The organism is Chroococcidiopsis sp. (genome assembly GCF_051657925.1).
Taxonomy (GTDB): domain Bacteria; phylum Cyanobacteriota; class Cyanobacteriia; order Cyanobacteriales; family Chroococcidiopsidaceae; genus Chroococcidiopsis.
In genome coordinates this window covers 1-23,464 of record NZ_JBOFLP010000001.1, presented here as the reverse complement: position 1 = coordinate 23,464, position 23,464 = coordinate 1, and the positions used below count along the sequence as shown (strand labels likewise).

Sequence of the window (23,464 nt, the reverse complement as noted above, 5' to 3'; positions counted from 1 at the left end):
CAAGGCGATCGCATATTGTTGAGTTGGAAAGTGAGAAACTTTAGTCAAATGACACAGTTATTAGCGATCGGTAAGAGTGACAACGGCGTTGTAATTGCTCCCACAAGTTTCAACTTTAATACCAAAATTCCTCAAAATTTGCGTCAAAATTGTCCGCAGCCGCTTAATGATGAATTAACCTGCAACGATGTTCCCGTGAAACTACTTGCGACACCAGGCGGATATACACTTCAACTACAGCCTAAATCCAATAATCGGCAGCAACCTCAACTTTCAGAAACGATTGAGGTTCAAGTCGTAGCTGTAGCACCGAAAATTATTTCTTTTACCCTTAATGGCAAGACTTCGCAACAGTCTCCTACTGTATTTTTGAAAGAGGGACAAAATATTACTTTGAAGTGGCAAACTAAGGGCGATGATGTCAATGTAACGTTAGATCCTTTTGGTAATGTTACGGCTAGTGGTTCCAGTACGCTGAAAGCCACGACAAATTTATCCCAAATTGTTCTCACCGTCACTAACAACCAGCAACAATCTGTTAAACAAGCATTCCTAGTACAAGTTCAGCCTGCACCTCCAAAGCCCACCCCCTCACCAACTTCTCTCGCTCCTATTTTTCCTTTCCCACAGCCTATATCCCCAACTTTAAAAGCTCCTAAAAAATAGTGAAGATTTTAATAATTTACATCTGGCTATCTTTTAGTTCTTATCTGACAGCTCAAATCAGACTATATCTATAGGATAATTATGGCGGACAAAATACTCGATTTAAATCGTAGTCTCAAACTAATTTCAGGCTCAAATATACTAAATTTAGAGCGCAGACACAGCACTGATAGCTCTAAAAAACTGTGCCATTTTCTACAATTTCAATTAGAACAATTAACGGCTCAATCGGCGATCGCTTGGGCGCAAATCATCTATATCGATCCCCTTTCTGGAGCGCGGCGACAAGTGGTAGCGGCAGAAACTCCCCTGCCTTTTTCGCCAGATCTATTATCCGAGCTACGTTCGGAAACCTGGCTAGTGGAATTTCCTCCAACTTTTTCACTACTTCAAATCGTTGGCGAACGTCTAGAAAATACCGTCGTGTATTTTTGTCCGTATGGTTATCAACAGCAGCAATGCCAGTATCTTTTGATTGTAGCTAAAGACATTCTCTCTCTCAGTTGGCAGCAATATATCCAACAAACAGCAGTGCTAGTCAGCGAATATTTAGAACGTCATTTAGAATCTTTACAACAACAGCATCAAATTCAAATTCTAGAACAAATTATTCAGCGGGTAGGACACCAATTACGCCAACCACTCAGTTTAATTGGATTGTATGCAGAAACTCTCTATCGCAGTTTAACACGAGGTTCTTTACAGGATCGGGCAGCTATCATCCGCGAAACAACTCAAGATTTAGATAGAAATTTAACAGAACTGATTTATTGTAGCGATTCTGAAACTTTGCGATTCACCCTACAAGATTTGCAGGGTTTAATTGTCGAAAGCCTTCAAGGTTTTCAGGCTTGGATTGCCGAAAAACAACTACAAGTTCGCTATCCCGATATTTCAGTTGTCTTGAGCCTCGATCGCTTACAAATGAAACAAGTTTTTGACAACTTACTCAGTAACGCTATCCACTTTAGTCCAATTGGCAGCACGATCGCGATTGACTGGCAAGTATTTCATAGCGAAGTGCTGATCTCTATTGCTGATGAAGGAACGGGACTTTCACCAGCCGATTTGCAGTATTTGTTTACCCCATTTTATTCTTGCCGTCCTGGTGGCACTGGTTTAGGGCTAGCGATCGCCCAAAAAGTAGTACTGGCTCACCAAGGCAACTTATGGGCAAAAAATTTGCCTGTCAAAGGGGCAGAATTTTCGCTGATTCTCCCGCGTTTTCTCACATCAACTTAGCTAACGGAGGCAGTTTTATGTTAGCGCGATCGGGACAAACAAAAACGTTATCAATTTTGCTAGTTGAAGACGACCGACACTTTCGATCTGGGCTACGAACGCTACTCGATCTTTATCGAGCCGAACAAGGTGGAGGCTGTACCGTAGTTGGAGAAGCCAGCAGCGTCGAAACAGCTATATCTTTGACAACACAGCGACATCCCGACCTGATGCTACTCGACATGGAACTAGAATATGGTGATGGAATAGCGGTACTGCGGCAACTGCAAGAAAGGCAGGAGCAAGTTAAGCCACTGGTGCTGTCAGCCCATCAAGAGGATTACTGGATTTATCGCGCCATGCAAGCTGGGGCAATGGGTTACGTGTTCAAGTCTCAGTTAACCCAGCAGCTATGGGATGCCATTGTCACTGTGTTACGGGGTGAAGTATACCTACCTTCTGCGGTGGCTACACGGTTTTTCCGGCAGTTTCAAGCTTCCCAGGCGACTTCCACGACTCCAGCCGAAACCTGTCAATTGTCGAATCGAGAAGTCGAAGTCCTGCTGTGGTTGGTACGAGGAGCATCCAACGAAGCGATCGCCAAACAGTTATATATCTCAATTGCCACCGTTAAAGCGCACTTGACCAGCATTTTTGAGAAATTACAAGTAACCAGCCGCACCCAAGCGATCGTGACGGCGATGAAACTGGGACTGGTACAACCGTAAACAATTAATAATTTGCAATTTAATTTCTGACATTTGATTCCCCTATGTCTATTACCGATCCTTATGCTCGAAGCTATCGCTGTTGGCAAAATGCACCCTTAAGTTGCGATCGCCCTTTGAAAACAGCCGAGGAAGTGCCGAACGCCAAATTTTGCTTAGAATGCGGTTTTCCTGCCACTTTACCAAAACAGGCAGAAATTCGCGGCAGTCGAGATATCTATCGCATTACAGAGTTTGTGCGATCGCAGGGAATGGGACGCTTGTACAAAGGCGTTCAAGTCAGTGATGGTAAGCCAGTGGTAATTAAAGAGTACCTGCTGCCGAGTCGTGATTTTAATGCCGAGGAAGCTGAGCAGCGAAAAGCCAAGTTTACGCAGATCGCAGGGATGAGTCCGGTCAATAATCAATCGCCAGATTTTCGCTTACTTATGCCTTGGGAAGCTATTGCCGACCGACAAGGCGATCGCTGTTATCTAATTACTTTGGGTAACATAGCTGCTGCGCCGAATTTAAGTCAAGTATTGCAACAAAACGGAGCAATGCCACCGGAGCGAGTGCGCGACTTGCTGGCTCAAGTCCTACAAACCTTACAATTTCTGCACGCTCAGAAATTCCGCTTACCGTCTGGGCAAGTGCGGGAGGGAATGGCTCACGGCAATCTCAGCTTAGAGAGTTTAATCGCGACCGAAAATTCCTACATTTATACCTGCGACCTCGCTGCTTGGGAAAGGCTATTTGACCCTCCCCCTAATACATTTCCCATCCCAGAACCAGCGCAGGATCTCGTGGCTTTAGGTCATGTTGCTTTCTATCTGGGGTTGGGACGAGATCGGGAGCCAACATCAGAGCGATCGCCCGATCCACGCGACGTACAGCTTTGGTCTAAGACCGATCCAGCCTTAAGAGAATTCCTTTACCACTTATTAGGACTAGAAACTCCTTTTCCCAGTGCAGAAGCAGCACGTCAGGCGTTGTTACAACTTCCAAGTGGCAAAATGGCAACGACAGCAGCCCCTAGCACCTTTGAAGGTAAAAGTTTCGGGAGGCGACAGTTGCTCTGGCTGGTAGGATTGCCGTTGCTTTTACTAGGGGGACTTTTATGGCTAGTGCGATCGCAGTCCAATCGGGAACAGGGGGATGATTTTGCTGAATTTCAACGTTTGGTTCCTAGCTTTAACGATCTCAACACGATCCAAGCTGGTAAATATCCTTATACAGCAGAACGAGATAGTACTTGGACAACTGTTGTGGGTAAAAGACCTTTGAGCGATCGCCCCCTCAACGATATCTTGACTCGTCCTCGCGCGGACATTGCTGCTAGCTTTATTTATACAAAACCAAAAGTTCCAGTTTCTCCGCTTAAAACAATAACCGAGCAGAATAACCAAGCAAACTTTGCGATTACGAGCTTAATAGATAAATTACCCCCCTCGCTCAACAGCGAACAGATTGCCTACGATGGTTTACTCGTATTTGTACCTGCTTACAAAGCTCAAAATCTTCCCGCCGCTTTACAAGGAAAAATTAGTCTTGACGATTTGCGAAAAATTTTTACAGGTCAGGTAAAGAATTGGCAAGACCTTAATCCCAATCTTCCCAATCTCACCATCAAACCCTATCGACCCCTAGAACCAGAAGCTTTACAATTATTTGAAAAAATAGTTTTAAATAACGATCCAGAAGCGATCGCTAAGTTTAGACAGATAAAACAACGCTCGACCTTTCAGACTCTAAGAGCAATTGATTTCGCCGAGCAGCAAGGGCAACAATTAGAAGCTGGTACGATTAGTTTTGGTACGCTCGTACAAACGTGGGATCAGTGTAAGGTGTTTCCTTTGGCTTTAGTGCAGGGAAACGCGCCACCCGTACAAGCTCTACTACGAGAGACAACTGACAACAAGCTCGTACCGATTACTCCAGCTGATAACTTATGTCAGGAGAAAAAACCCTTCCCCAATGTCGCAGCATATCGCCAAAGCACTTATCCCTTGGGTTTTCCCTTGGCGATCGTTTATCCTAACGATAACAGCCTTCCTGGTTTTAAATCTGCTCCGATGTTTGCCGATCTGCTCAAAACTCGTGACGGGCAGTTTCTCTTACAGCAAACCGGAATCGTGCCACTCCAACCTATCCCTAGAGACTATCAGCCTTCTATGTCCTTTCCCTAGCTACCCGATCTATGGCGAATCGTTGCCCCGAACCTAGCTGCGTCTTTTTCAATCGGATCTTGCCCAACAATGCCAAGGTCTGTCCTATGTGTGGTACTCCTCTAGGGACAGTGGGTGAATCTCCGGCTGCTTCAATGCCTGCGACTCAAGCATCCACTGCTCGACCTCAGCCACCGCCACCCGCCAAACCGAATTCCTTGCGTCCCCAACTGAAGTTAAGTCATCCGAGCGGTAAAGATTTTTATTTATCTGGAGAAACAGGGATCGTCGGTCGTCGCGATCGCGCCAGCGATAAGGCTCCAGAGATCGATCTAAGCGGAATTCCTGATGAAGGGGTAATTTCTCGTTCTCATGCCCGCCTCTTTTGGGATAAATCGCAACACGCCTACACGATTGTCGATAGTAGTCGTAATGGTAGCTATCTTAATGGCAATCTACTCACCCCTGGCTCATCCTACCGCCTCAATCATGGAGACGAATTGCAACTAGGTCAAAATCAGCTAGTGCGTCTCAAAGTCTTATTGGTGCAACCGGAATGACGCTTTTGTTAAGCGGTCTGCTCAAAACGCTGGAGTGATACAACAATGAGTTCTCCCTCGCAGAATAATCCTTGGATCGATCGCTTAGTTGGTGAGGGCGATCGCTACCGCATATCAAAATGTCTCAGTATGGGTGGGATGGGAGAAGTTTACTTGGCAATAGATACCAAGTTGAACAAACCAGTGGCGTTGAAGTTGCTGAAGGAATCGTTGGCAAAATCGACAGAAATGTATCAGCGTTTTCAGCGCGAGGTGGAACTGTGTACGGCTCTCAATAGCGAACATATCGTCAAGATTTTAGATTTTGGCACTACTCCAGAAGACTTTCCTTTCTACGTGATGGAATATCTAGAAGGAGAAAGTTTAGGACGATTGCTTCAGCGACAAAAGCGATTGAATGTCAAGCGCACGGCAGAGATTATGAGACAGGTTTGTGTGGGTTTGCAACTGGCTCACGCTGGAGTTGTGCTGAAGGGCGAGCGGGTCAAGATCGTACATCGGGATCTCAAGCCAGACAATATCTTTTTAGTCCCAACAGCACTAGGAGGATTGGTCAAGATTCTTGACTTTGGTATTGCTAAAAAAATTCGCGAGACCTTGAGCCAGAGCAAGTATACGGTTTTTACAGATATATTTCTCGGAACTTTTCGTTACGCCGCTCCAGAGCAAATAGTCATCTCGCAAGAAATTGACGGACGGGCTGACATCTATAGTTGGGGAATCATTTTTTACAGGATGCTCAGCGGCACCGATCCTTTTGGGCTTGGCTCTGAAACCCAGCAAATTAGTGAAGCTACTTGGGCAAAAGCACATACTTCTCGATCGCCACAGCCATTGCGATCGCAGCCAGGAGGCGAGCAGATCTCCCCACAACTAGATGCTTTAGTGCTGAAGTGTTTGCAGAAATCTCCTGAAGATCGTTTTGCGACGATAGCAGACTTGAAGCAAGCTTTGTCAGGGGCGATCGCTCCTAGTCCCTCCGTCACCTCAACTAGTTCTAGCAATACGATCGCTCAATCGCCATCACCAGCAATCACAGATAGCCCAACTGTGCCTCGGCAAGCGATCCCCTTAGCAAAACCAGAGGTGGATGATTCTAACACCATTGCTCAGATTGCTGCCGAATCTGCATCAACACCACAAATATCGGACTCTAGCGATCGGGATTCGGATCGAACAATATATCAAGGCGATGCTTCACCTGCACCCAGTTCCCCAGATCGCACGATATATCAAGGCGATGCTTCACCGGAACAAAACCAATTGTATGAGATAATCTACCAAGGCGATGCTTCACCAGAACAAAACCAACCAAATCAAAATCAAACGCTCTACCAAGGTGTAGCTTCACCAGGACAAAATCAACCCGATCGCACGATATATCAAGGCGTTAACTTATCGAGACAAAATCAACCCGATCGCACGATATATCAAGGCGTTAACTCATCAAAACAAAATGATGTAAATCGGACGATTTACCAAAGACAACCCCTCTTGCTACGCTTTTGGAGAATTTCTCAGCAAATACGCAGAGCCGCTTTACGCGCTACATTCAGCCTATATCGCATTATTAGACGCTTAATTCGCAAGATAGAAGCCTGGATTCGCAACTCGCGATCGCGTTCCTAAAAGAAAATACGGCAGCAGTCAAATCAGAAAAGTATTAGTTCGACTTTTGGCTACTTTCGAGTATAGTGCCTAAATCGTAGCATAGATATAGACATCTCTTTTTATAGTTGAAATGCAGGTAAATCCTTCTGGCTTTTCTCCTAGAAGCATAACTTCTCCAGCAACTTACGTGCCAGTGACTACTAGATTTGATAGTGACATTTTGATAGTAGCAGAAACATATCTTAGAAATCCAATACTTGTAAATAAGCTAACAGAGCGAGTTTACGACCTGTTAGCAACAGATCTACAATCTCAGCAAGAAAGACTGAATAATTATCGTAGAACAAGGATATAGGATGCCTAAGACAACTTCCAGCAGCCATGTTAACAATTACATCACCTCTAATCATTTTTATATAGAAATAGGCAGTAGTATTGTTGCTTGTTTTTCTGAGTGTTCGGAACTTGGCGTTCAAATTCAAAAAGATGTTTACTTTGAGGGAGGAGTCAACGATCAGCAACGAATTACTCTCGGTCATGCAGAATTTACAGACGTTACTCTCAAACGCGGAATTACGGACGATCCAACTTTTACTCAATGGCTAGGTGAAGTATTTGAGCAAAAAAATAAACGGCGTAACGTTAATATTCTCGTATTTAACCAAGCAGGTGAGTTAATGAAAAGTTGGACTCTCATCGGTAGCATTCCCGTAGGTTGGAAAACTTCTACATTACAAGCAGATGGAAATTCTGTAGCGATCGAAGAATTAACCCTAGCGATCGAAGGCTTGAAAGTTGGTAAAAGTTCAGCAGGAGGTGAGTCTGCTTCACGCGATGCCTCTGGCTTTTTTGCATCTAGCAGTTGGAAATAATCAAAATGAATTAAAATGTCACTTCAACAACAGAATTCATCATCTACCCATCTAAAAAAAGATATAAACGGACATGACTCTGTTCCTTCATTTGGAATTGAACCTCCCTTCTTGGGAGCAAACAATCTTTTAGTATCTCTTCAGCCCCTAGTAAAACTACCCAGCCTTTTATTAGCTTCATATCGACAGCTAAGTTACAATTTATTCAAATTTCAACCTTTAACAGATTTCTCACAAATATCGTCTAGTTTAATGCAGGAGTCGCCAGAATGGAATAGCGATTTCAATGCTTCAAAACTATTTTCATCTGATACTTTGCAAGAAAAAGAAAACGATGAAGTTGTCCATGAAAACAGCGTTACATATCAAAGTTTTTTATCTCCTAAATTTCGTGTAGTTGACGAGATAGCAAGCGATCGCGCTGTAGCAAACACAGAAATTCAAACATCACCTCAAAAACAAAGCAAGAAAAAAACTAAAAAAGCTACTCAGTCTAAATCTAGAACAAAAGTCTCACCTAAAAAAATAAACGAGCGACCAACAGTAGCGCCTATTATTGAGCAAGTTCCTAATATCGACTCAAGCCCTCAACTGCAACAAAAACTGCAAGAAAATATCGCTCTTTCCTCGGTACAGCATGAGGCATTGCCAAGGGCAACAGTAGAGATAAATGGGCAACAAAACAAAAAAAAGAGCGACTTGGATGCAGAGTTCTCCCTTCAATCGAATGATACCAATAAAGAAGACGAGGGGGAGAAAGATAATTTAGAATCCAAACTTACAGATGCGATACCTGCCAACCTAGACAGAATTTTAGAGCCTGACACAACAACTTCTACCCAACTAGCGCCGACAGGTGAAATTAGCGATCGCCAGCTAACATCACCTGATGATACTCCTAGCAACGTCAAACAGAACGTAGAGGCACCGCAGTTTGTTGGCAATCGCATCCCATCTTCTCCAGCAAACGATTCATTTTCTTCCTTAGAGAATATTCCACAATCCGCCTCACTTGCATCAGCTCCCCGTGCAGAGAATATCTCAGCTCAAGCCGCTCAACCCGTACCCCCAGCAGTACCTACGCTGCTGAATAGTGACTTAGAAATTACGCCAGTTCAAACCAAGACAACGATCCCATCAGCGCCACTTCCAGAACTACAACACTCAGAGCCAACCGTACCTGACTCTACTCCTGTGGCTCAAAAAGCAATATATCCTGGTATTGCTCAGCAGAGTGTAGAGGCACCGCTTATCGTTAGCGATCGCAACTTCACGACTCCAGAAGACATCCCAGCTAGACAGATCGTTCAACCTAATAGCTTACACCCATCTGGAGAAACAGACAGTCTGGCATCACCAACACCTATTCATTCCGAGCAGATATCTACTGTAATTCCAAATTCACTACCAATAGAGCCTACGACGATTGCACCTCTGGAAGCAGAAGTTTCCATACCTCAAGTCGAGGAGTCGAGCGATCTCTACTCTGGAGAGAATACGCCACACTTCCAGCTAGTAGAGAGAGAAAATGCACAAGAGCTGCAACAACCGGACGAGCAAAAGATCTCCTCCGCATTAGATAATACTGGGACAGCCAATTTAACTACAGAACAGCTTCCCCAAAATTTCCCCAAAATTCCCCTCCAACCTTCTTTAAACAAAGAAAGAACAGAGGTGAGTACGCCGTTAAAAACACAGAATTTAGAAGAATTGCCAGCGTTACAAGTGGGGCAAGATCGTATTAGCGATCGAGAGCTAACACTCGATCCTGCTCGTTCTACTCAAGAAGTTTCAGATCCTGACACTGAGACGGGCGTAGAGGCACCACTTGTCGTTAGAGATCGCCACTTCCTTACTCCAGAAAATCTTTCCAACGAAATTTCTTCCGATCGAGTGCAGAAAGAGCCAGAGCAGAAAGAACTAGAGCAAAAAGAACTAGAGCAGCAAGAACCAGAGTGGAAGACTGAATTTGAGACTAGTGAAATTTCATCCGATTCGGTGCAGCAACAGTCAGAGCAGCAAGAACCAGAGTGGAAGACTGAATTTGAAACTGCTGAATTATTTCTGTCGGAAGTACCAGAAAGTGAGAGTCATGAAGCAAGCGATCGCAACAGCATTAGATCTAAAGATTTATTCTCCTATTCAGTTGATGCATTGGAGGAACCTACACAACAGAGCGATTTGGTTAATCCAACTAGTCAAACATCAAGTTCAAAAAACAAAACCAGAGAAGACACGAAAAAAACGACTCAATTCCAATCGACAACCAGCAACACAACTGCTCATAAAACCGTATCAAATCTGACACAGCAAGTTCCGATTATTGATTCAACTACTCAAGCACGCAGTCAACTGCCAGCTAACGGAGATTTTTCACCTGCACAGCCAGAGGAATTACTCGAAGCAACAACAGAAGTAGAAGAAAGCAGGCAGCAAGACAATCTTCAGAGCGATTTAGATTTAGCATCTGCGGTTGAGCCAAGTGACATCAACAAAGGAGACGAACCAAAAAAAGATGCTCTAGAATCTCAGATAGCAGATATTATACCCGCTAGTCCAGACAGAATTTTAGAGTTCGAGCCAACAACTCCTGTCCAACTAGCGCCGACAGGCGAAATTAGCGGTCGGGAACTAACAGTAAGCGATCGCACTCCTACTTCTGCAAATATCGCGATTCCTGACAATGATGAGCCGAGCGTAGAGGTAGAAAACACCTCTCCTGGTATGGTTGAGCGGAGCATCAATCCTGTTGAAACTCAGCAATCTCCTAAAGATATTTCCTCAGCAGGCGATCGCAATTTATCAATATCTCACCCAGCAGCGCCAGCTACAAGCTTTGAAGATACCACCTCTGCTCGATCGGACATTTCAGCAGAAAGCGAGAGCGTATTTCTCTTTGAGCAAGTTCCACCTCAAGGCTTGGCAATAGGAGGAGAAGTGCCAGCTGCTACTAATCTCAGTCGTAAGCCTATAGCACCGTCAGATACCGTACCTGCTATGCTGACTCCTGGGGAATTTGTAGTTAATGCTACAGATGCCCAGAAACATCTTGATTTACTACAGCACATTAATCAGGGAAACTCGGTAGAAAACTTACCTAAGAGTACGACTAAAGTTGAATCTTCGGATGCTCCTGTCAATCCCTCTTTGACACCAAAGCATTTAGTGCAGCGCCAAACTCATACCTCCTTACCTGGCGTTGTCAAAACTTTAGTTTCCCCAACTCTACAGTTAGCTACTGAAGCACAACCTGCCTCTGCCCTCAATCCGCTACAATCCGATCGCTGGGAAACTCCACAAAATTCACCTCATCTACCCAAAACTCACTACACCGCAACCGAGTTAATTTTTCGCAAACCCAATAATTATAACTCTTCTGCTCCTACTACTGCAATTCCCGATCGGTGGTCTAGCGTTGAAGATTTACTATTGAGCAATGTTGCAACTGACAACAGCTATGCATCAACTTCCAAGAAAATACATCATCAAGATTCAGCTACAGTATCTACTCCAGAAACTTCTCGTCAGATGACAGTCAAATCGTTTGTGCAACCCAAAGGGTTTGATAAAGGGGGAGAGGTGAGTGCCGATTCATTTACCCCAGCAGCAGCCGTCACCCACACAATAGAAATGCCTGCTGTATCTGCGACAAAAGCCAACCCTAACGTTCTGGAAATGCTAGCACGGGAAATTTATCAACGCCTGCGTCAACGCCTGGAACTCGAACGAGAAAGACACGGCTTTTACTCTGGACGTTTACCTTGGTAGTTCTCGATTTAACTTTTGGAGAAAAACAACAATGCCACTTGAGAAAGCGAAACTTATAGTTCACAGTTCTCCCTTCAATCCTCAGGCAAAAGATATTGAGTTCATGTTTAATCCCACAGAAATTAGCTTTACACGAACGGCAAACTGGGAAGACGAACCTGGTAATAGGGGTTCATCCCTTTTGCCCAAAGTCAATTTTTCTGGGGTTGCACCTTATCAACTGACGCTGAGCAATCTTTTGTTTGATACATATGAAACGAAGACATCAGTAATGCAAAAGTACATTGACAATATCAAACAAGGTGTGAGTGCGAAGGCAACAGCTCCCTCGCGCCCACCTGTTTACATTTTTGTTTGGAAAAATAAATATTTTCATTGTGTCATAGAAAGCTTAACCTACAAGCTCACGATGTTTCTGGCAGACGGTACGCCTGTACGAGCGTTAGTAGACATGACTTTGCGAGAAGTCGATCCAGAAAATCTTCCTGGTGGCAAAGCAACTCCATCTAACAGTCCAAAAATCCCAAATCCACAACACCCCGCAGGTGGCACAGCAACTTCATCTAGCACTCAAAGTACAGCTCCAAAGCAATCTGCTGGTAGAGTAACTATGTCTGCTAATAGCCAAAACCTTTACCTATCTGAACTCATCCTGAAACTAGGAGGCGCGATCGCTCCACCTGAGTTGATGAAGGACGTGCTGGAAATTTGTGTAGAGGAGAGTTTGCATTTGCCAGCCATGTTTACGCTGGTTATTCATAATACTTACCTATCAGCTAGCGATCGCAGCGAGGCTTGGCGACACGATCGCTATTTTAAAATAGGCGATCGCATATCAATTGGTTTTGCTGCTAGTACCACCGAAGACCGAGCATTTAAAGAAGCATTAAAAGAGCCGAGCTTAATTGAAGGTGAAATTACTGCTATGGAAGTGAATTTCACAGATGAATCAAAGGCTCATATTGTTGTCCGAGGCTATGATGTCTCCCATCGCTTGCATCGCGGGCGCTACAATCGGTCTTTTACAAATACTACCGACAGCGACATTGTGAGGAAACTTGCTAAGGAGTCCGGTATCCAAATTGGTCAAGTCGATCGTAGTGGCACGCCGCATGAGTATGTGTTTCAAGAAAACCAAACTAACATGGAATTTCTGCGGGAAAGAGCAGCGCGGATTGGATTTGAACTATTCGTGCAAGATAATAAGCTCTATTTTCGCCAGCCCAAGAACAATGAATCTTTGCAACTAAAGTGGTTAGATGAGATTAATAGCTTTAGCGTTCGCGCTACTAGTGCCCAGCAAGTCAGTAGTGTAGAAGTACGAAGTTGGGACTACTCTAAAAAACAATTAATTAATGAAACTGCTAAAGCCGAGCAAGTAGTTACAACGACGGGTAATAAGAAGGGAAGTAGCACCAGCACGGCATTTAAAGGTGGTAAGCCTCCCAAAATGGTTGTGGTAGACCAACCAGTTGCTAACGCTCGTGAAGCTAAAAAGATAGCTCAAGCTCTTTGCAATGAATTAGGCGGAGAGTTTATCTGTGCTGATGCTAGAGCCGATGGCAACCCCAAAATTCGCCCAGGCAAAGTCGTACAGTTAAAAGGAATGGGCGATCGCTATAGCGGTAAATATTACGTTACAGAAACCCGTCACTTATACAGCCAAAACCTTTACAGTACAGAATTCAGCGTGAGGGGACTGCACGAGGGAACTCTGCTTTCTACCTTAGCGCCCCAGACGCATCTGCAACCAGGTCAAACTCTCATGGTAGGAATTGTCACTGATAATAAAGATCCAAAAGAGTGGGGACGGGTAAAGGTCAAGCTACCAACGCTTAACGAAAAAGATGAGAGCAACTGGGCAAGAGTTGTTGGTTTAGGAGCAGCTAAAAATCGTGGATTCTATTGCTTGCCAGAAATCAATGATGAAGTGCTGGTTGGTTTTGAACATGGAGACATCCATCGCCCATACATAATTGGTGGCGTTTGGAATGGCGTAGATAAAACTGTTGAAAAAGTAAATGAAACAGTTGACCGAAGAGGTAGAGTTAGGTTACGTACAATCAAAACTCGCACAGGGCACACTATTCAATTTGTCGAAGAGGATAGCCTTAGAACCAAAGCAGGCATTTATATAACAACATCTGGCGGACACAATGTGCATCTTAATGACAGCAGAATGAAAAAGTCTGTCATGATTCAAACATCTGGGGGGCATCAGATAACAATGGAAGACCGCAGCGTGCCTCCAACTGTTTCAATCAGCTCTAAAGGAAATCTCTCATTGAGCGCTCGCGGAGAACTGTCATTAGAAGCTGGGACAAAAATGTCATTAAGCGCTCCAACTATGTTACTGAATGCTCAAGCACAAATGTTTTTAAGTGCTAATACAACTATGTTATTAAGATCTCCAGTCGTCATTGGACTTGCTGCGCCTAGAATTTTGCTAGGCGGTGCTCCTGTACCACCCCCAGCGTCAATCACTCAGCTAGCACCACTCATTGCTGCCAGCCAAGTGGCAAATATCAAATTGCCCTAGATACTTGCCAGAGCATAGAATTTTTGAAGTATCGTTAACTGTTAACCGCGACAGCGATAAGTTCATATCTCAATGTAAGCCATTATTAAAATAAGCAATTCATTCGACTTTCAGCTAATAGAAATATCCGCCCTAGCTGGATATTCTAAATAACATATCTGGATAATAAGGATTACCTGTATGCCAGACTTGTGGGACGAGCAGCAGCAAGAATACTTAGGCACGGGCTTGACTTTTCCTTTACAGTTAAACGTGCAGGGAGAAATTAAACTCAGTGCCCAAGCTCAGAAGGTCAAGGAAGCAATTTGGATTATTTTACGTACTGGATTAGGAGAGCGCGTTTACCGTCCTAATTTTGGATGCCGCTTAGGAGAATTAAGTTTTGCTCCCTTGAACACTGATACAATGCTGCGGATTCGCCTATATATCCTAGAAGCACTTCAGATTTGGGAACCTCGGATTATTGTTGATGACGTGCGGACAGAACCCGACCCGATACGCGGAAGAGTAGATATTACCATCGACTATCGGCTGAAAAATTATCCTGACACCTACAGCCTTGTTTATCCCTTCTATCTGGTTTCAACATCGGAGTGATTGTGGAATTTGATTTTTTACCAAAACTACCTAACTCTAATTTGGACGATCGCACTTTTGACGAATTAGTCGATGAGTGTATCTTGCGGATTCCCCGCTATTGTCCAGAGTGGACAGATCGCAACCTCAGCGATCCTGGCGTAACGCTGATTGAATTGTTTGCCTGGTTGACCGACCAGATGTTAATCCGCTTCAATCAAGTACCCCGAAAAAACTATATTGCGTTTCTAGAGTTATTAGGAATTCGCCTCAATCCTCCTACTCCTGCCCAAACAAACTTAACGTTTTATTTGACTACAGATCTGCCATCAGCTTATACAATTCCTGTAGGGGTGGAAGTTGCAACGGAGCGCACCGAAACTGAAGAAGCAATTATCTTTAGTACGGATGAGGACTTAACAATTGGAAAACCAATCCTGCGGCATTTCTTAACTGCCTCAACCGCAGAAGATATTCCCAAAACATTTAGCGATCGCACTAGTCGCTGGGAGCGTTTTGGTGAAAGTGCCTGGTCGGGAAGCGAGCAATTGTTGTTTGCCGAACAACCACAACCAGGAAATTGCTTTTATCTGGCGATCGGCTGCGCTGATATTGGCGCGGAGGCAGGAGAGTCGCCCGCTGCTTCAGAAGACTGCCTCAACGGTAATGTCCTAGCTATTACTTTTTATGGAGCCAGAGGTACGCCAACTGGCATCGATCCTCACGCTCCCCCGCGCCGCTGGGAAGCCTGGAACGGTAAACGCTGGCAACCAGTATTATTGAGGGAGTCCTACGATACTACACGAGGCTTTAGTTTTAATGAAATTGCCCAACGGGGGAGCGATCTGGAGCAAGGGGCTGATGTCGTACTCCACTTGCCCCAATCTTTGCCCATTACTAGCTTTACAACTTATCGAGGATATTGGCTGCGCTGCGTTTTAACGGCTCCTCAAGCTCATCAACCTGTTTATACCAATTCGCCAAGAATCGCGGGGTTAGCCGTGCGAACCATCGGTGGCACTGTTCGAGCCAGTCAAAGTCTATTAATTCGCGAAGAAGAGCTAGGAGTTAGTGATGGCAGACCAGGACAAAGTTTTGAGGTACAATCTCCACCAATTCTCGATCGCCGAGCAGGCGAACATATAGAAGTCGCGCCACCTAGCGGGTTGCCTCAAATCTGGCAGGAGGTTACAGACTTTGCTGATTCTAGTTCCGCAGACCTACACTACACCATTGATTCTCTGACGGGAACGATTCAATTCGGACCGCTAATTCGAGAGCCAGAGGCGTTGAAACTGCAAGCGCCGTCGGGCGATCGCATTCAAGCATCACTAGCTGAAGAGACGTTTTCAGGTGGTGAATTACAGCAAAGGCTATTAGAGCATCAATATGGGGCAGTGCCTCCTCGCGGCTCTGTAATTACAATGGTTGCCTATCGTACAGGCGGCGGGAAAAAAGGCAACGTGCAAGTTGGGACGCTGCGATTTCTTAAGTCAGCAATTCCCTATGTTGCCAGTGTCACAAATCACTATCTAGCTCGTAACGGCGCAGATGCACAGTCACTCGATCGAGCCGTGTTAGAAGCGCCTCGGATACTTCGGACTCGCGATCGCGCTGTCACCGCAGAAGATTTTGAAGTCTTAACTCAACGCGCTGGAGCCGGAGCGATCGCCCGCGTCAAGTGTTTAAGTGCAAGTGAGAGTCAAACTGCTGGTCGTGTCAGTTTGTTAGTCGTACCTCAAGCTAATACAGACGCGATCGCTCAAGGACTGGGAATTCCACCGGAACGATTTGCCCTCACAGCCGCACTGCAACAACAGGTCATGAACTATCTAGATGAACGCCGCTTATTAGGAGTACAGGTACAGTTGCAAGTACCGGAGTACGTTGGAGTTGCCGTTCAAGCCGAAGTAGCAATAGAACCAACCTACAACAATCCTACTGCGCGGCGGGAGATCTTGAATCAACTGAGAGTATCGCTCTATCGCTATCTCAACCCTTTGAGCGGAGGTTTAGAAGGGACGGGCTGGAACTTCGGCCGCCCTGTTTATACTTCTGATATTGTGGCTTTACTGCAAAAAACACCTGGAGTAGCTTACTTAGGGACTGTTTTGTTATTTGCCCTGCGACGGCAAGGCGAAACTTGGCAGCGACAAACCGCACCAGAACCATTCATCGATCCTGGTTCCTTGGGGCTAATTTGTTCTTGGGCTGGCGATCGCCAGCGTTCCAGTCATGACGTAAGACAGATAAATGCGTAATTATTTCGTAACTATCAACAGCAGAGATTTTTGACTTTTAACTTCTGTACGGGCGGGTTTACCAATCGCATTTGACTCCGACCAATATTTCGGGTGAACCCGCACGGACACTTTACTCAACGGGGGGAACCCCCGCACGTAAGTGTCCTCCCCTACAATTTTTAACTTTTGACTTTTTTCAATTATGATTTCAGCCCTCGATCGACACGGTATCAGTCTGCAATTAACTCCGATGCAACTGCCTGAAGCTGTGCCTCAGCCAGGTTCGGTGTTAGCGGGGTTTAACGAGCTAGCAACAGCAGCAGTACAAAAGAATCCGTGTTTGGTGCTACACCCAGGAGGACCTGCCCGCATGATACTGCAAGTGCAGAACTGGGAAGTCCATTCCCTGCAACTGCTCTTTTGGGTTGAGGGTAATTTTCCAGCTGATTGGTGTCAGCTCGTACCAGAGACACCAAAACAAGTCATTAATACAATTAATAGGAGTGGTGCATGGCAGGCGATCGATCTAGAGGAGATAGAAATTCCAGCTAAAGGAAAATGGTCTGGAGAACTACTGTTTCTCATTCCCAGCAATTTTTTTGAAGATTGGCAAGCGATTAAATCTGGTAACAAAAAACGCTTGAACCTTAACTTGCGCGGTTCTCTCTCGGTTTATCAGCGCCGCAGCCACAACCAGCAGCCCGTGCTGGAATATATGCAGCAGGTGAACTTCGATTTGTACGTGCGCCCTCACAGTAACTATGTCAATTTCCTGCCGCTGCTATACCGAGAAGTAGACTTTATTAACCGCTTGATTAGTATCTTCGAGCAGGCTTTTGAACCTGTGGTCAATAGCTACAGAAGTATGTGGGCAAATCTAGATCCCTTGACTTCCCCCCAAGCGCTGTTGCCCTTTTTATCCTACTGGGTAGCTTGGCATGTAGAACCCCATTGGAACCTCAACCAACAGCGGCGATTAATTCGTCACGCTATGGAGCTGTATCGCTGGCGTGGTACTCGTAGGGGATTGCGCCTTTATTTACATTTATACACGGGCTTACCTTTAGATGACGACGTTCCACAAGAAGCTAATAAGCATATCAGCATCACTGAACCTTTCGGTGCGGGAATGGTGCTAGGAAATTCCCGTATCGGTGAGGATGCTGTGTTAGGTGGCGGAAATCCCTATCACTTTGTAGTACGACTGCGATCCGATCGCGCAATTGACGAGCAGTTAGTACGGCAAATTCTTGACTCCGAAAAGCCAGCTTTTTGCACCTACGAATTAATTATTGAAAATCTTTATGACACGTCCCTTTCCCGCTCCACCAATTAACCCTTTTGAACGCCTACAAGTTGCTGACGGGCTGCTGATTAATGCCGAACGCTGGCGACACGCCCACAGTTATCACCGTCAGCGCCAGAACGTACACTATCAATCGCTGAATCAACCAGGTATAGTTTGTGGTTTAGGCGTGCGGGCGATCGCTGCTCCGAAAGAAGTAGCAGCCGAGTATCGCGATCGAAGTTGGGTGCAAATTCAACCAGGTATCGCGATCGATCTTGCTGGAAATCCAATTGTGCTGCCAAAACCATTCAACTTTCGGATTACTACCGAATTGCAGGATTCTGAGCCAGTTATGGTGTATGTAGTAGCAAGATATCGCGATCCAGATGAACTAGAAGCTCAAAAACAGCGTGAAATTGTGCAGGAAATGTTCCGCATTGATGAAAAAAGCACTCCTCCTGATATTTGGGACGTTGAGCTGTGCCGTATTCGCCTACAAATTGACAAAAAAGCAATTACCCAACCTGCTGACGTTTTCTTCCCGGGGTATGGTGATATCGATCTGCGCTATCGCACTCAAGTTCAGGCTCGTCCCCAAGCTTTGCTGCGCGTTGCTCAAGTTAATTTCGACGATTCTGAGTCTAGTCAAAATTTTTTCAATCTCTCCTATTTATTGCAAGCGCTTGAAGCACTCTATCCGTCACTCCGAGGAGGAGAAATTATCGATCGCGTCGATTGGACAACCGATCTCCAAATCTACGATCTTTTGTATCTCACAGGTAAACAAAAATTATCGCTTAACGCTTCCGAATTCAAAGCACTAAAAAGTTATCTTCAATCTGGTGGTATCTTATTCTTAGATGTGCCGTCAGAGGCAACCGAGCTAATTGAATCGGTACAATCCTTAGCCGCTCAAGAACTGAAAACTCCGCTCAAACCGCTAGAGCAATTGCGGCGCGATCATCCTTTACGCACTCGACCATTTTTATTCGCTGCATTACCACTAGTAGATCGACAGACAATCCAACTTTTGTGTGGTGGGGGCTTGATCTTAGCGATCGGTAACTTAGGTAGTGCTTGGGGACTAGATGAAGAACTGAGCTTATCGCGAGTCACAATTCGTACTGCTCAAGAGCTAGGAGTCAACATTTTACACTACGCCTGGAAACGTCGGCAACTCATGAATCTGCAAAAAGAAGATTATTCAGGACAGTGGTAGTAAATCGTTCATATTATAGCATTAGCAACAGTTTCAAGGCGATCGCGCAATTATCTAAAAACCTATCTTTCTTGGGAAAAGAATTAGACAGAAGTCGAATTTCTTTTTCTGCAAGTTGATGTTTAATAAAGGCATATCTTGCCCTAGCCTCACAATTGCTTAGTTTAAATAAAATCACCACAGTTCAAATTATTGAACGCTAGTACAAGGAGACTATATGAAACTCAAAATCATCAATTCTCAAACTAATGAAGAACTTCAAGAGTTCGACTTAGCATCAGCAATTCGCAGCGATGGAAAATGCATTGTTGGTCGTTCTGCTACTTCTGGCTTGGTTCTCGAAAGCACTGATATTAGTCGCAAACATGGTAAATTTTCTTACAAGAGCGGCAAATATTATTTTACTGACACGGGCAGTTCCAATGGCTCTTTAATCAATAATCAAGTTGCTACAAAAAATAAAGCTTATTTACTCCAGGCTGGAGATGTCATTCATCTAGGAGAGTTTCTGCTAATTCCACAACCGATTAGCGGGGTTTATGAAGATGCTACAGTTATCGCACCAATAGCATTTGCATCTCCATCTAATGGCGCGAAAGCTATTGTTTCAGAAACTCTATCTTCACCAGAAGTAATAAGTGAGATGACACCCGTAGACGAAGCTGCCGCAGAGGAGATTCCAGCAGCGACCACTGAACTGGAGAATATGGAACAGTCCGATCGCGATGATATTCTTTCAGAAGAGTCCGATCTTGCCGAATCCGATCTTGCTGAGTCCGATCTTGAAGATATCCTTGCCGATGCTTCCTTAGAACAGCCTCACGAAGATATCTCAGCAATAACTATGGACGAATCTACTATCTTACCAGAGTCGATATCGCCAGAAGATATGGTAGACAGCGATATTGCAGAAGATATGGTAGACAGCGATATCCCAGAAGAGCTGCTAGAAAACGATCTCGCAGAAGATATGGTAGACAGCGATATTGCAGAAGATATGGTAGAAAGTGATGCCGCAGAGATTCCTGCAGCTATTGCCGAACAACCAGATCCTGGTGAAGTATCCCATACCGATACTCCAGTTGTAGAAGAGATTGTTACAGAAGAGATTGTTGAGGAAAATGCGGTAGCTGTTGCAGAAGATTCAGTACCAGTGGAAGTTGCAGAAGCAAGCACTGTAGAAGAGTCTTTAGAGCCTTTTACGCCAGCAGCTAGTATACCAACGGAAGATCTAGCAGTTGAAGCCGCATTCACTGAGAATACTTACATTCAAACCGATCTGCCCGACTGCATAAGTATGGAATCCACTGATGAAATAGTTCCCCCAACCAATGAAACGACTGACGAAGAACTTAGCGATCGCGATGATATCTCAGCAGTTCCAGAAATCCTCAAGGAAAAATCTATTGTTCTTCTGGCTCACGATAGCCAAAAAGCAGAGTTGGTTGATTTTATCGAGCGCCATCAAGCAACTTTCTCCAAATGTTTGTTTATGGCTCCTGCTGCTATTGGTGAAGCTTTGATGCAATACGACATACCCGTGAGTCGCCAACTACTTAACTTAACTGCTGGCGGCTATCAAGAGATTAATTCGGCGATCGCCTCTAAAAATCTTCTAGGTGTAATTTTTCTGCGAGATTTCTTGGTTCCCCAACCGACACAAGCAAATGATGAAGCTTTATCGAGATCTTGCAATGTGAATCAAGTGATCTTAGCAACAAATCTGGCAACCGCTCAAGCTTTTGAAGGATATCTCCAGCATTTAATTGCATCCACTCCAAAAGTTAGCTTAGCTGAAGGATCGGGGCAATGAAAATTAAAGTGTTTAATTCGCAAACCCAGACTGAAACCACTGAACTAGACTTAAATGATCTATTTGAACGGGAGGATACTTGTTTAATAGGTCGCTCAGAAAATTCTGGTTTGGTTTTGGATAGCTCTGATATCAGTCGGCTGCATGGTAAGTTTTTTCACCAAAATGGAGAAATCTACTACACCGATCTTGGTAGCAGAAATGGCTCCTTAATTAATGGTATATCTGCTGTAGTCAATCAGGATTATCTACTCAAAAATGGAGATGCGATCCAAGCCGGAGAATTTGTCTTGATTATTCAAGAAACTAGCGATTTTCCCGAAGATGCAACAGTTGTTAAACCATTAGATGCTGTTGCACCTTGGCACTTTGATTCCAATGTCGAGGTGGTTGAAGCTGATGTTGTGTCACAGTCAAGTGCGTTGGTAAAAGCTATACCACCAAACATAGAAGTAGACGATCCCAAACAACAAACTCTAGCGTTGTTCGCTGCAATCAATAAACGCATTCTGAATGAGTTACAGGGAGCAGGTAACTTGACACGGGAGGCATACATCAAGGCAATCCGTAAAGCCCGTGAGTCAATTGAAAGCAAGATTTTGCTCGAACCAGAGGAGATTGAAAAACAGGCAGAAAAGCAATGGCAGTCATTTGTCAAAAGCACTTCAGAAGTTAGCAACCGTCTTGGCTCTGTTGCCGCGAAAAAAACTTCACAACTAGGCAGTCAATTAGGTTCTGCTGCTGTTAAAAGAGCTACACAGCTAAAAAATCGTCTCGGCTCTGCAACTAAAGCTGCCTTCAATTCTGCCTGGAGAGAGATTACGTCTCCTCAGAAACCCGATCCGGAGAGTGCAGCTAGACAAGCAACGTCCGATCCACTCAACAACTCGAGTTCAGAAGATCGAAAGCAACAAGAGAAATCAGAGGATTCTACACCATAATCTACAAACCATATTCTGCCAATTTAACTGACACTAATGCGATCGCGAATCAATACTTCTCAGTTAGGATGCATAGCTCTTGCAGATCCCCCAACCCCCTTAAAAAGAGAGCTTTAAGTTCTCTGCTTAAAAAAGGGGTTTTAAGTTTTCTCCTTGTTAAGGGTGCTTTAAATTCCCTCTTATTAAGGGGAGGACACTGACGTAGGCGGGTTTCCCGACTTGAGTAAAGTGTCCGTGGGCTAGGGGGGATCGAATCTTAACCGAGATCTGCTGCATCAAATCCTTTTGCTCTGCATACCAAAATAATTTTCTATAACTGATTCAAAAATTATGTTAGGAACTCGCTATATAGTTAATAAATTGAGATTTTTGCAAGATCTTAAACTTGCAAGCAAATTCAACTTAATTTTATTATTTGTTTTTCTGGTCGCTATTTTAATTAGCGGTACTAGCCTATCAAACTTACTACAACAAAGAGCGCAACAAGAAGTAACAACTAAAGCAGATGTACTTTTACAAACAATGAGTGCCGTTAGGAGCTATACTAACGAAAACATAACCCCCCTCTTAACATCTCAACTAGAAACTAGCCCAAAGTTTATTCCAGAAACAGTAGCAGCCTTTTCTGCGATCGAGGTTTTTGATAAGTTTCGCAAGAACGACAACTACCGAGACTATATCTATAGAGAAGCTGCTCTAAATCCAACTAATTTGCGCGATCGCGCCGATCGATTTGAAACCCAGCTGATCGAGCAATTTACTAAAGAACCAGCCGATACACAAAAATCGGGTTTTCGCACCTTTCCAGGCGGAGAATTTTTTTATATTGCTCGACGTTTTACAATTACAGATGCTAGCTGTCTGCGTTGCCATTCAACCCCAGATAAAGCGCCCAAAAGCCAGATAGCAATTTATGGTAGCGAACATGGTTTTGGTTGGCAATTAAATAAAACTGTTTTTGCCCAGATTATTTATGTTCCAGCAAATAGAGTGTTTGCAGCTGCTCGTCGGTTTTGGCAGATAACTATGGTCATGCTGTTTGCTATCTCTACTGTTGTGTTGATTGTGGTTAATCTATTATTGAAGCGCACTATTATCAAGCCAATCGCGCAAATTTCTAAAGTTGCTCAGGCAGTTAGTACTGGCAAGACAGATGCCGATTTTGAACAACGTTCTAATGATGAAATTGGGATCTTGGCAGCATCTTTCAATCGAATGAAATCTAGTTTGGAAATAGCTAAGACGATGCTGGAGCGCAAGAAAAAGAATAGT

The 23,464-nt window shown here is 44.4% G+C and carries 17 protein-coding genes; 16 read left to right on the top strand and 1 reads right to left on the bottom strand.

Annotated elements, in window-relative coordinates:
• From ACRC32_RS00085 to ACRC32_RS00035, 11 genes are all read left to right on the top strand, one after another.
• A partial coding sequence (locus tag ACRC32_RS00085; RefSeq protein ID WP_438552076.1) for a hypothetical protein occupies window positions 1–666 on the top strand: 666 nt, incomplete at its 5' end.
• Window positions 667–747: 81 nt separating this feature from the next.
• The gene (locus ACRC32_RS00080; RefSeq protein ID WP_438552075.1) at window positions 748–1,908 is read left to right on the top strand and encodes a sensor histidine kinase; all 1,161 of its coding nucleotides are present in this window, start codon (window positions 748–750) and stop codon (window positions 1,906–1,908) included.
• Window positions 1,909–1,925: 17 nt separating this feature from the next.
• A complete protein-coding gene (locus ACRC32_RS00075; RefSeq protein ID WP_438552074.1) occupies window positions 1,926–2,615 on the top strand; it encodes a response regulator transcription factor in 690 nt (229 codons plus the stop codon).
• Window positions 2,616–2,659: 44 nt separating this feature from the next.
• The gene (locus ACRC32_RS00070) at window positions 2,660–4,783 is read left to right on the top strand and encodes a substrate-binding domain-containing protein (protein WP_438552073.1); all 2,124 of its coding nucleotides are present in this window, start codon (window positions 2,660–2,662) and stop codon (window positions 4,781–4,783) included.
• A gap of 11 nt (window positions 4,784–4,794) precedes the next feature.
• A complete protein-coding gene (locus ACRC32_RS00065; RefSeq protein WP_438552072.1) occupies window positions 4,795–5,322 on the top strand; it encodes an FHA domain-containing protein in 528 nt (175 codons plus the stop codon).
• Between the two features lie 45 nt (window positions 5,323–5,367).
• Window positions 5,368–6,951, top strand: coding sequence for a serine/threonine protein kinase (locus tag ACRC32_RS00060; protein WP_438552071.1), 1,584 nt, complete (start codon window positions 5,368–5,370; stop codon window positions 6,949–6,951).
• A gap of 338 nt (window positions 6,952–7,289) precedes the next feature.
• Window positions 7,290–7,805: a phage tail protein gene (locus ACRC32_RS00055; RefSeq protein WP_438552070.1), complete on the top strand. Its 516-nt coding sequence runs from the start codon at window positions 7,290–7,292 to the stop codon at window positions 7,803–7,805.
• 15 nt (window positions 7,806–7,820) lie between these two features.
• Entirely contained in the window at window positions 7,821–11,573 is a 3,753-nt protein-coding gene (locus tag ACRC32_RS00050; protein ID WP_438552069.1) for a hypothetical protein, read from the top strand.
• Window positions 11,574–11,604: 31 nt separating this feature from the next.
• Complete coding sequence (locus ACRC32_RS00045) at window positions 11,605–14,112, top strand: VgrG-related protein (protein ID WP_438552068.1); 2,508 nt, start codon at window positions 11,605–11,607, stop codon at window positions 14,110–14,112.
• A 180-nt stretch (window positions 14,113–14,292) separates the two neighbouring features.
• Window positions 14,293–14,709, top strand: a complete 417-nt coding sequence (locus ACRC32_RS00040; protein WP_438552067.1) for a GPW/gp25 family protein — start codon at window positions 14,293–14,295, stop codon at window positions 14,707–14,709.
• 2 nt (window positions 14,710–14,711) lie between these two features.
• Entirely contained in the window at window positions 14,712–16,949 is a 2,238-nt protein-coding gene (locus tag ACRC32_RS00035) for a putative baseplate assembly protein (RefSeq protein WP_438552066.1), read from the top strand.
• Here the strand turns inward: ACRC32_RS00035 and ACRC32_RS00030 are convergent, their stop codons facing one another.
• The gene (locus ACRC32_RS00030) at window positions 16,950–17,087 is read right to left on the bottom strand and encodes a hypothetical protein (protein ID WP_438552065.1); all 138 of its coding nucleotides are present in this window, start codon (window positions 17,085–17,087) and stop codon (window positions 16,950–16,952) included.
• Between the two features lie 46 nt (window positions 17,088–17,133).
• On the opposite strand from ACRC32_RS00030, the gene ACRC32_RS00025 reads away from it, so the two are divergent.
• The 5 genes from ACRC32_RS00025 to ACRC32_RS00005 all read left to right on the top strand — a co-directional run.
• Window positions 17,134–18,267, top strand: a complete 1,134-nt coding sequence (locus ACRC32_RS00025) for a phage tail protein (RefSeq protein ID WP_438552064.1) — start codon at window positions 17,134–17,136, stop codon at window positions 18,265–18,267.
• A complete protein-coding gene (locus ACRC32_RS00020; protein WP_438552063.1) occupies window positions 18,236–19,438 on the top strand; it encodes a DUF4159 domain-containing protein in 1,203 nt (400 codons plus the stop codon). Before ACRC32_RS00025 ends, ACRC32_RS00020 begins: the two co-directional genes overlap by 32 nt.
• Before the next feature lie 217 nt (window positions 19,439–19,655).
• On the top strand, window positions 19,656–21,251 hold the full coding sequence (locus ACRC32_RS00015) for an FHA domain-containing protein (RefSeq protein WP_438552062.1): 1,596 nt from the start codon (window positions 19,656–19,658) through the stop codon (window positions 21,249–21,251).
• A complete protein-coding gene (locus tag ACRC32_RS00010; protein WP_438552061.1) occupies window positions 21,248–22,192 on the top strand; it encodes an FHA domain-containing protein in 945 nt (314 codons plus the stop codon). The genes ACRC32_RS00015 and ACRC32_RS00010 overlap by 4 nt, the downstream gene beginning before the upstream one ends.
• A gap of 330 nt (window positions 22,193–22,522) precedes the next feature.
• Window positions 22,523–23,464, top strand: a 942-nt coding sequence (locus ACRC32_RS00005) for a c-type heme family protein (protein WP_438552060.1), incomplete at its 3' end; no start/stop codon positions are given.

Coding starts and splice junctions, on each gene's coding strand:
- ACRC32_RS00065 (WP_438552072.1), top strand. CDS start 4,795: ATGGCGAATCGTTGCCCCGAACCTAGCTGCGTCTTTTTCAATCGGATC.
- ACRC32_RS00050 (WP_438552069.1), top strand. CDS start 7,821: ATGTCACTTCAACAACAGAATTCATCATCTACCCATCTAAAAAAAGAT.
- ACRC32_RS00010 (WP_438552061.1), top strand. CDS start 21,248: ATGAAAATTAAAGTGTTTAATTCGCAAACCCAGACTGAAACCACTGAA.
- ACRC32_RS00015 (WP_438552062.1), top strand. CDS start 19,656: ATGAAACTCAAAATCATCAATTCTCAAACTAATGAAGAACTTCAAGAG.
- ACRC32_RS00020 (WP_438552063.1), top strand. CDS start 18,236: ATGACACGTCCCTTTCCCGCTCCACCAATTAACCCTTTTGAACGCCTA.
- ACRC32_RS00070 (WP_438552073.1), top strand. CDS start 2,660: ATGTCTATTACCGATCCTTATGCTCGAAGCTATCGCTGTTGGCAAAAT.
- ACRC32_RS00025 (WP_438552064.1), top strand. CDS start 17,134: ATGATTTCAGCCCTCGATCGACACGGTATCAGTCTGCAATTAACTCCG.
- ACRC32_RS00045 (WP_438552068.1), top strand. CDS start 11,605: ATGCCACTTGAGAAAGCGAAACTTATAGTTCACAGTTCTCCCTTCAAT.
- ACRC32_RS00075 (WP_438552074.1), top strand. CDS start 1,926: ATGTTAGCGCGATCGGGACAAACAAAAACGTTATCAATTTTGCTAGTT.
- ACRC32_RS00040 (WP_438552067.1), top strand. CDS start 14,293: ATGCCAGACTTGTGGGACGAGCAGCAGCAAGAATACTTAGGCACGGGC.
- ACRC32_RS00060 (WP_438552071.1), top strand. CDS start 5,368: ATGAGTTCTCCCTCGCAGAATAATCCTTGGATCGATCGCTTAGTTGGT.
- ACRC32_RS00080 (WP_438552075.1), top strand. CDS start 748: ATGGCGGACAAAATACTCGATTTAAATCGTAGTCTCAAACTAATTTCA.
- ACRC32_RS00055 (WP_438552070.1), top strand. CDS start 7,290: ATGCCTAAGACAACTTCCAGCAGCCATGTTAACAATTACATCACCTCT.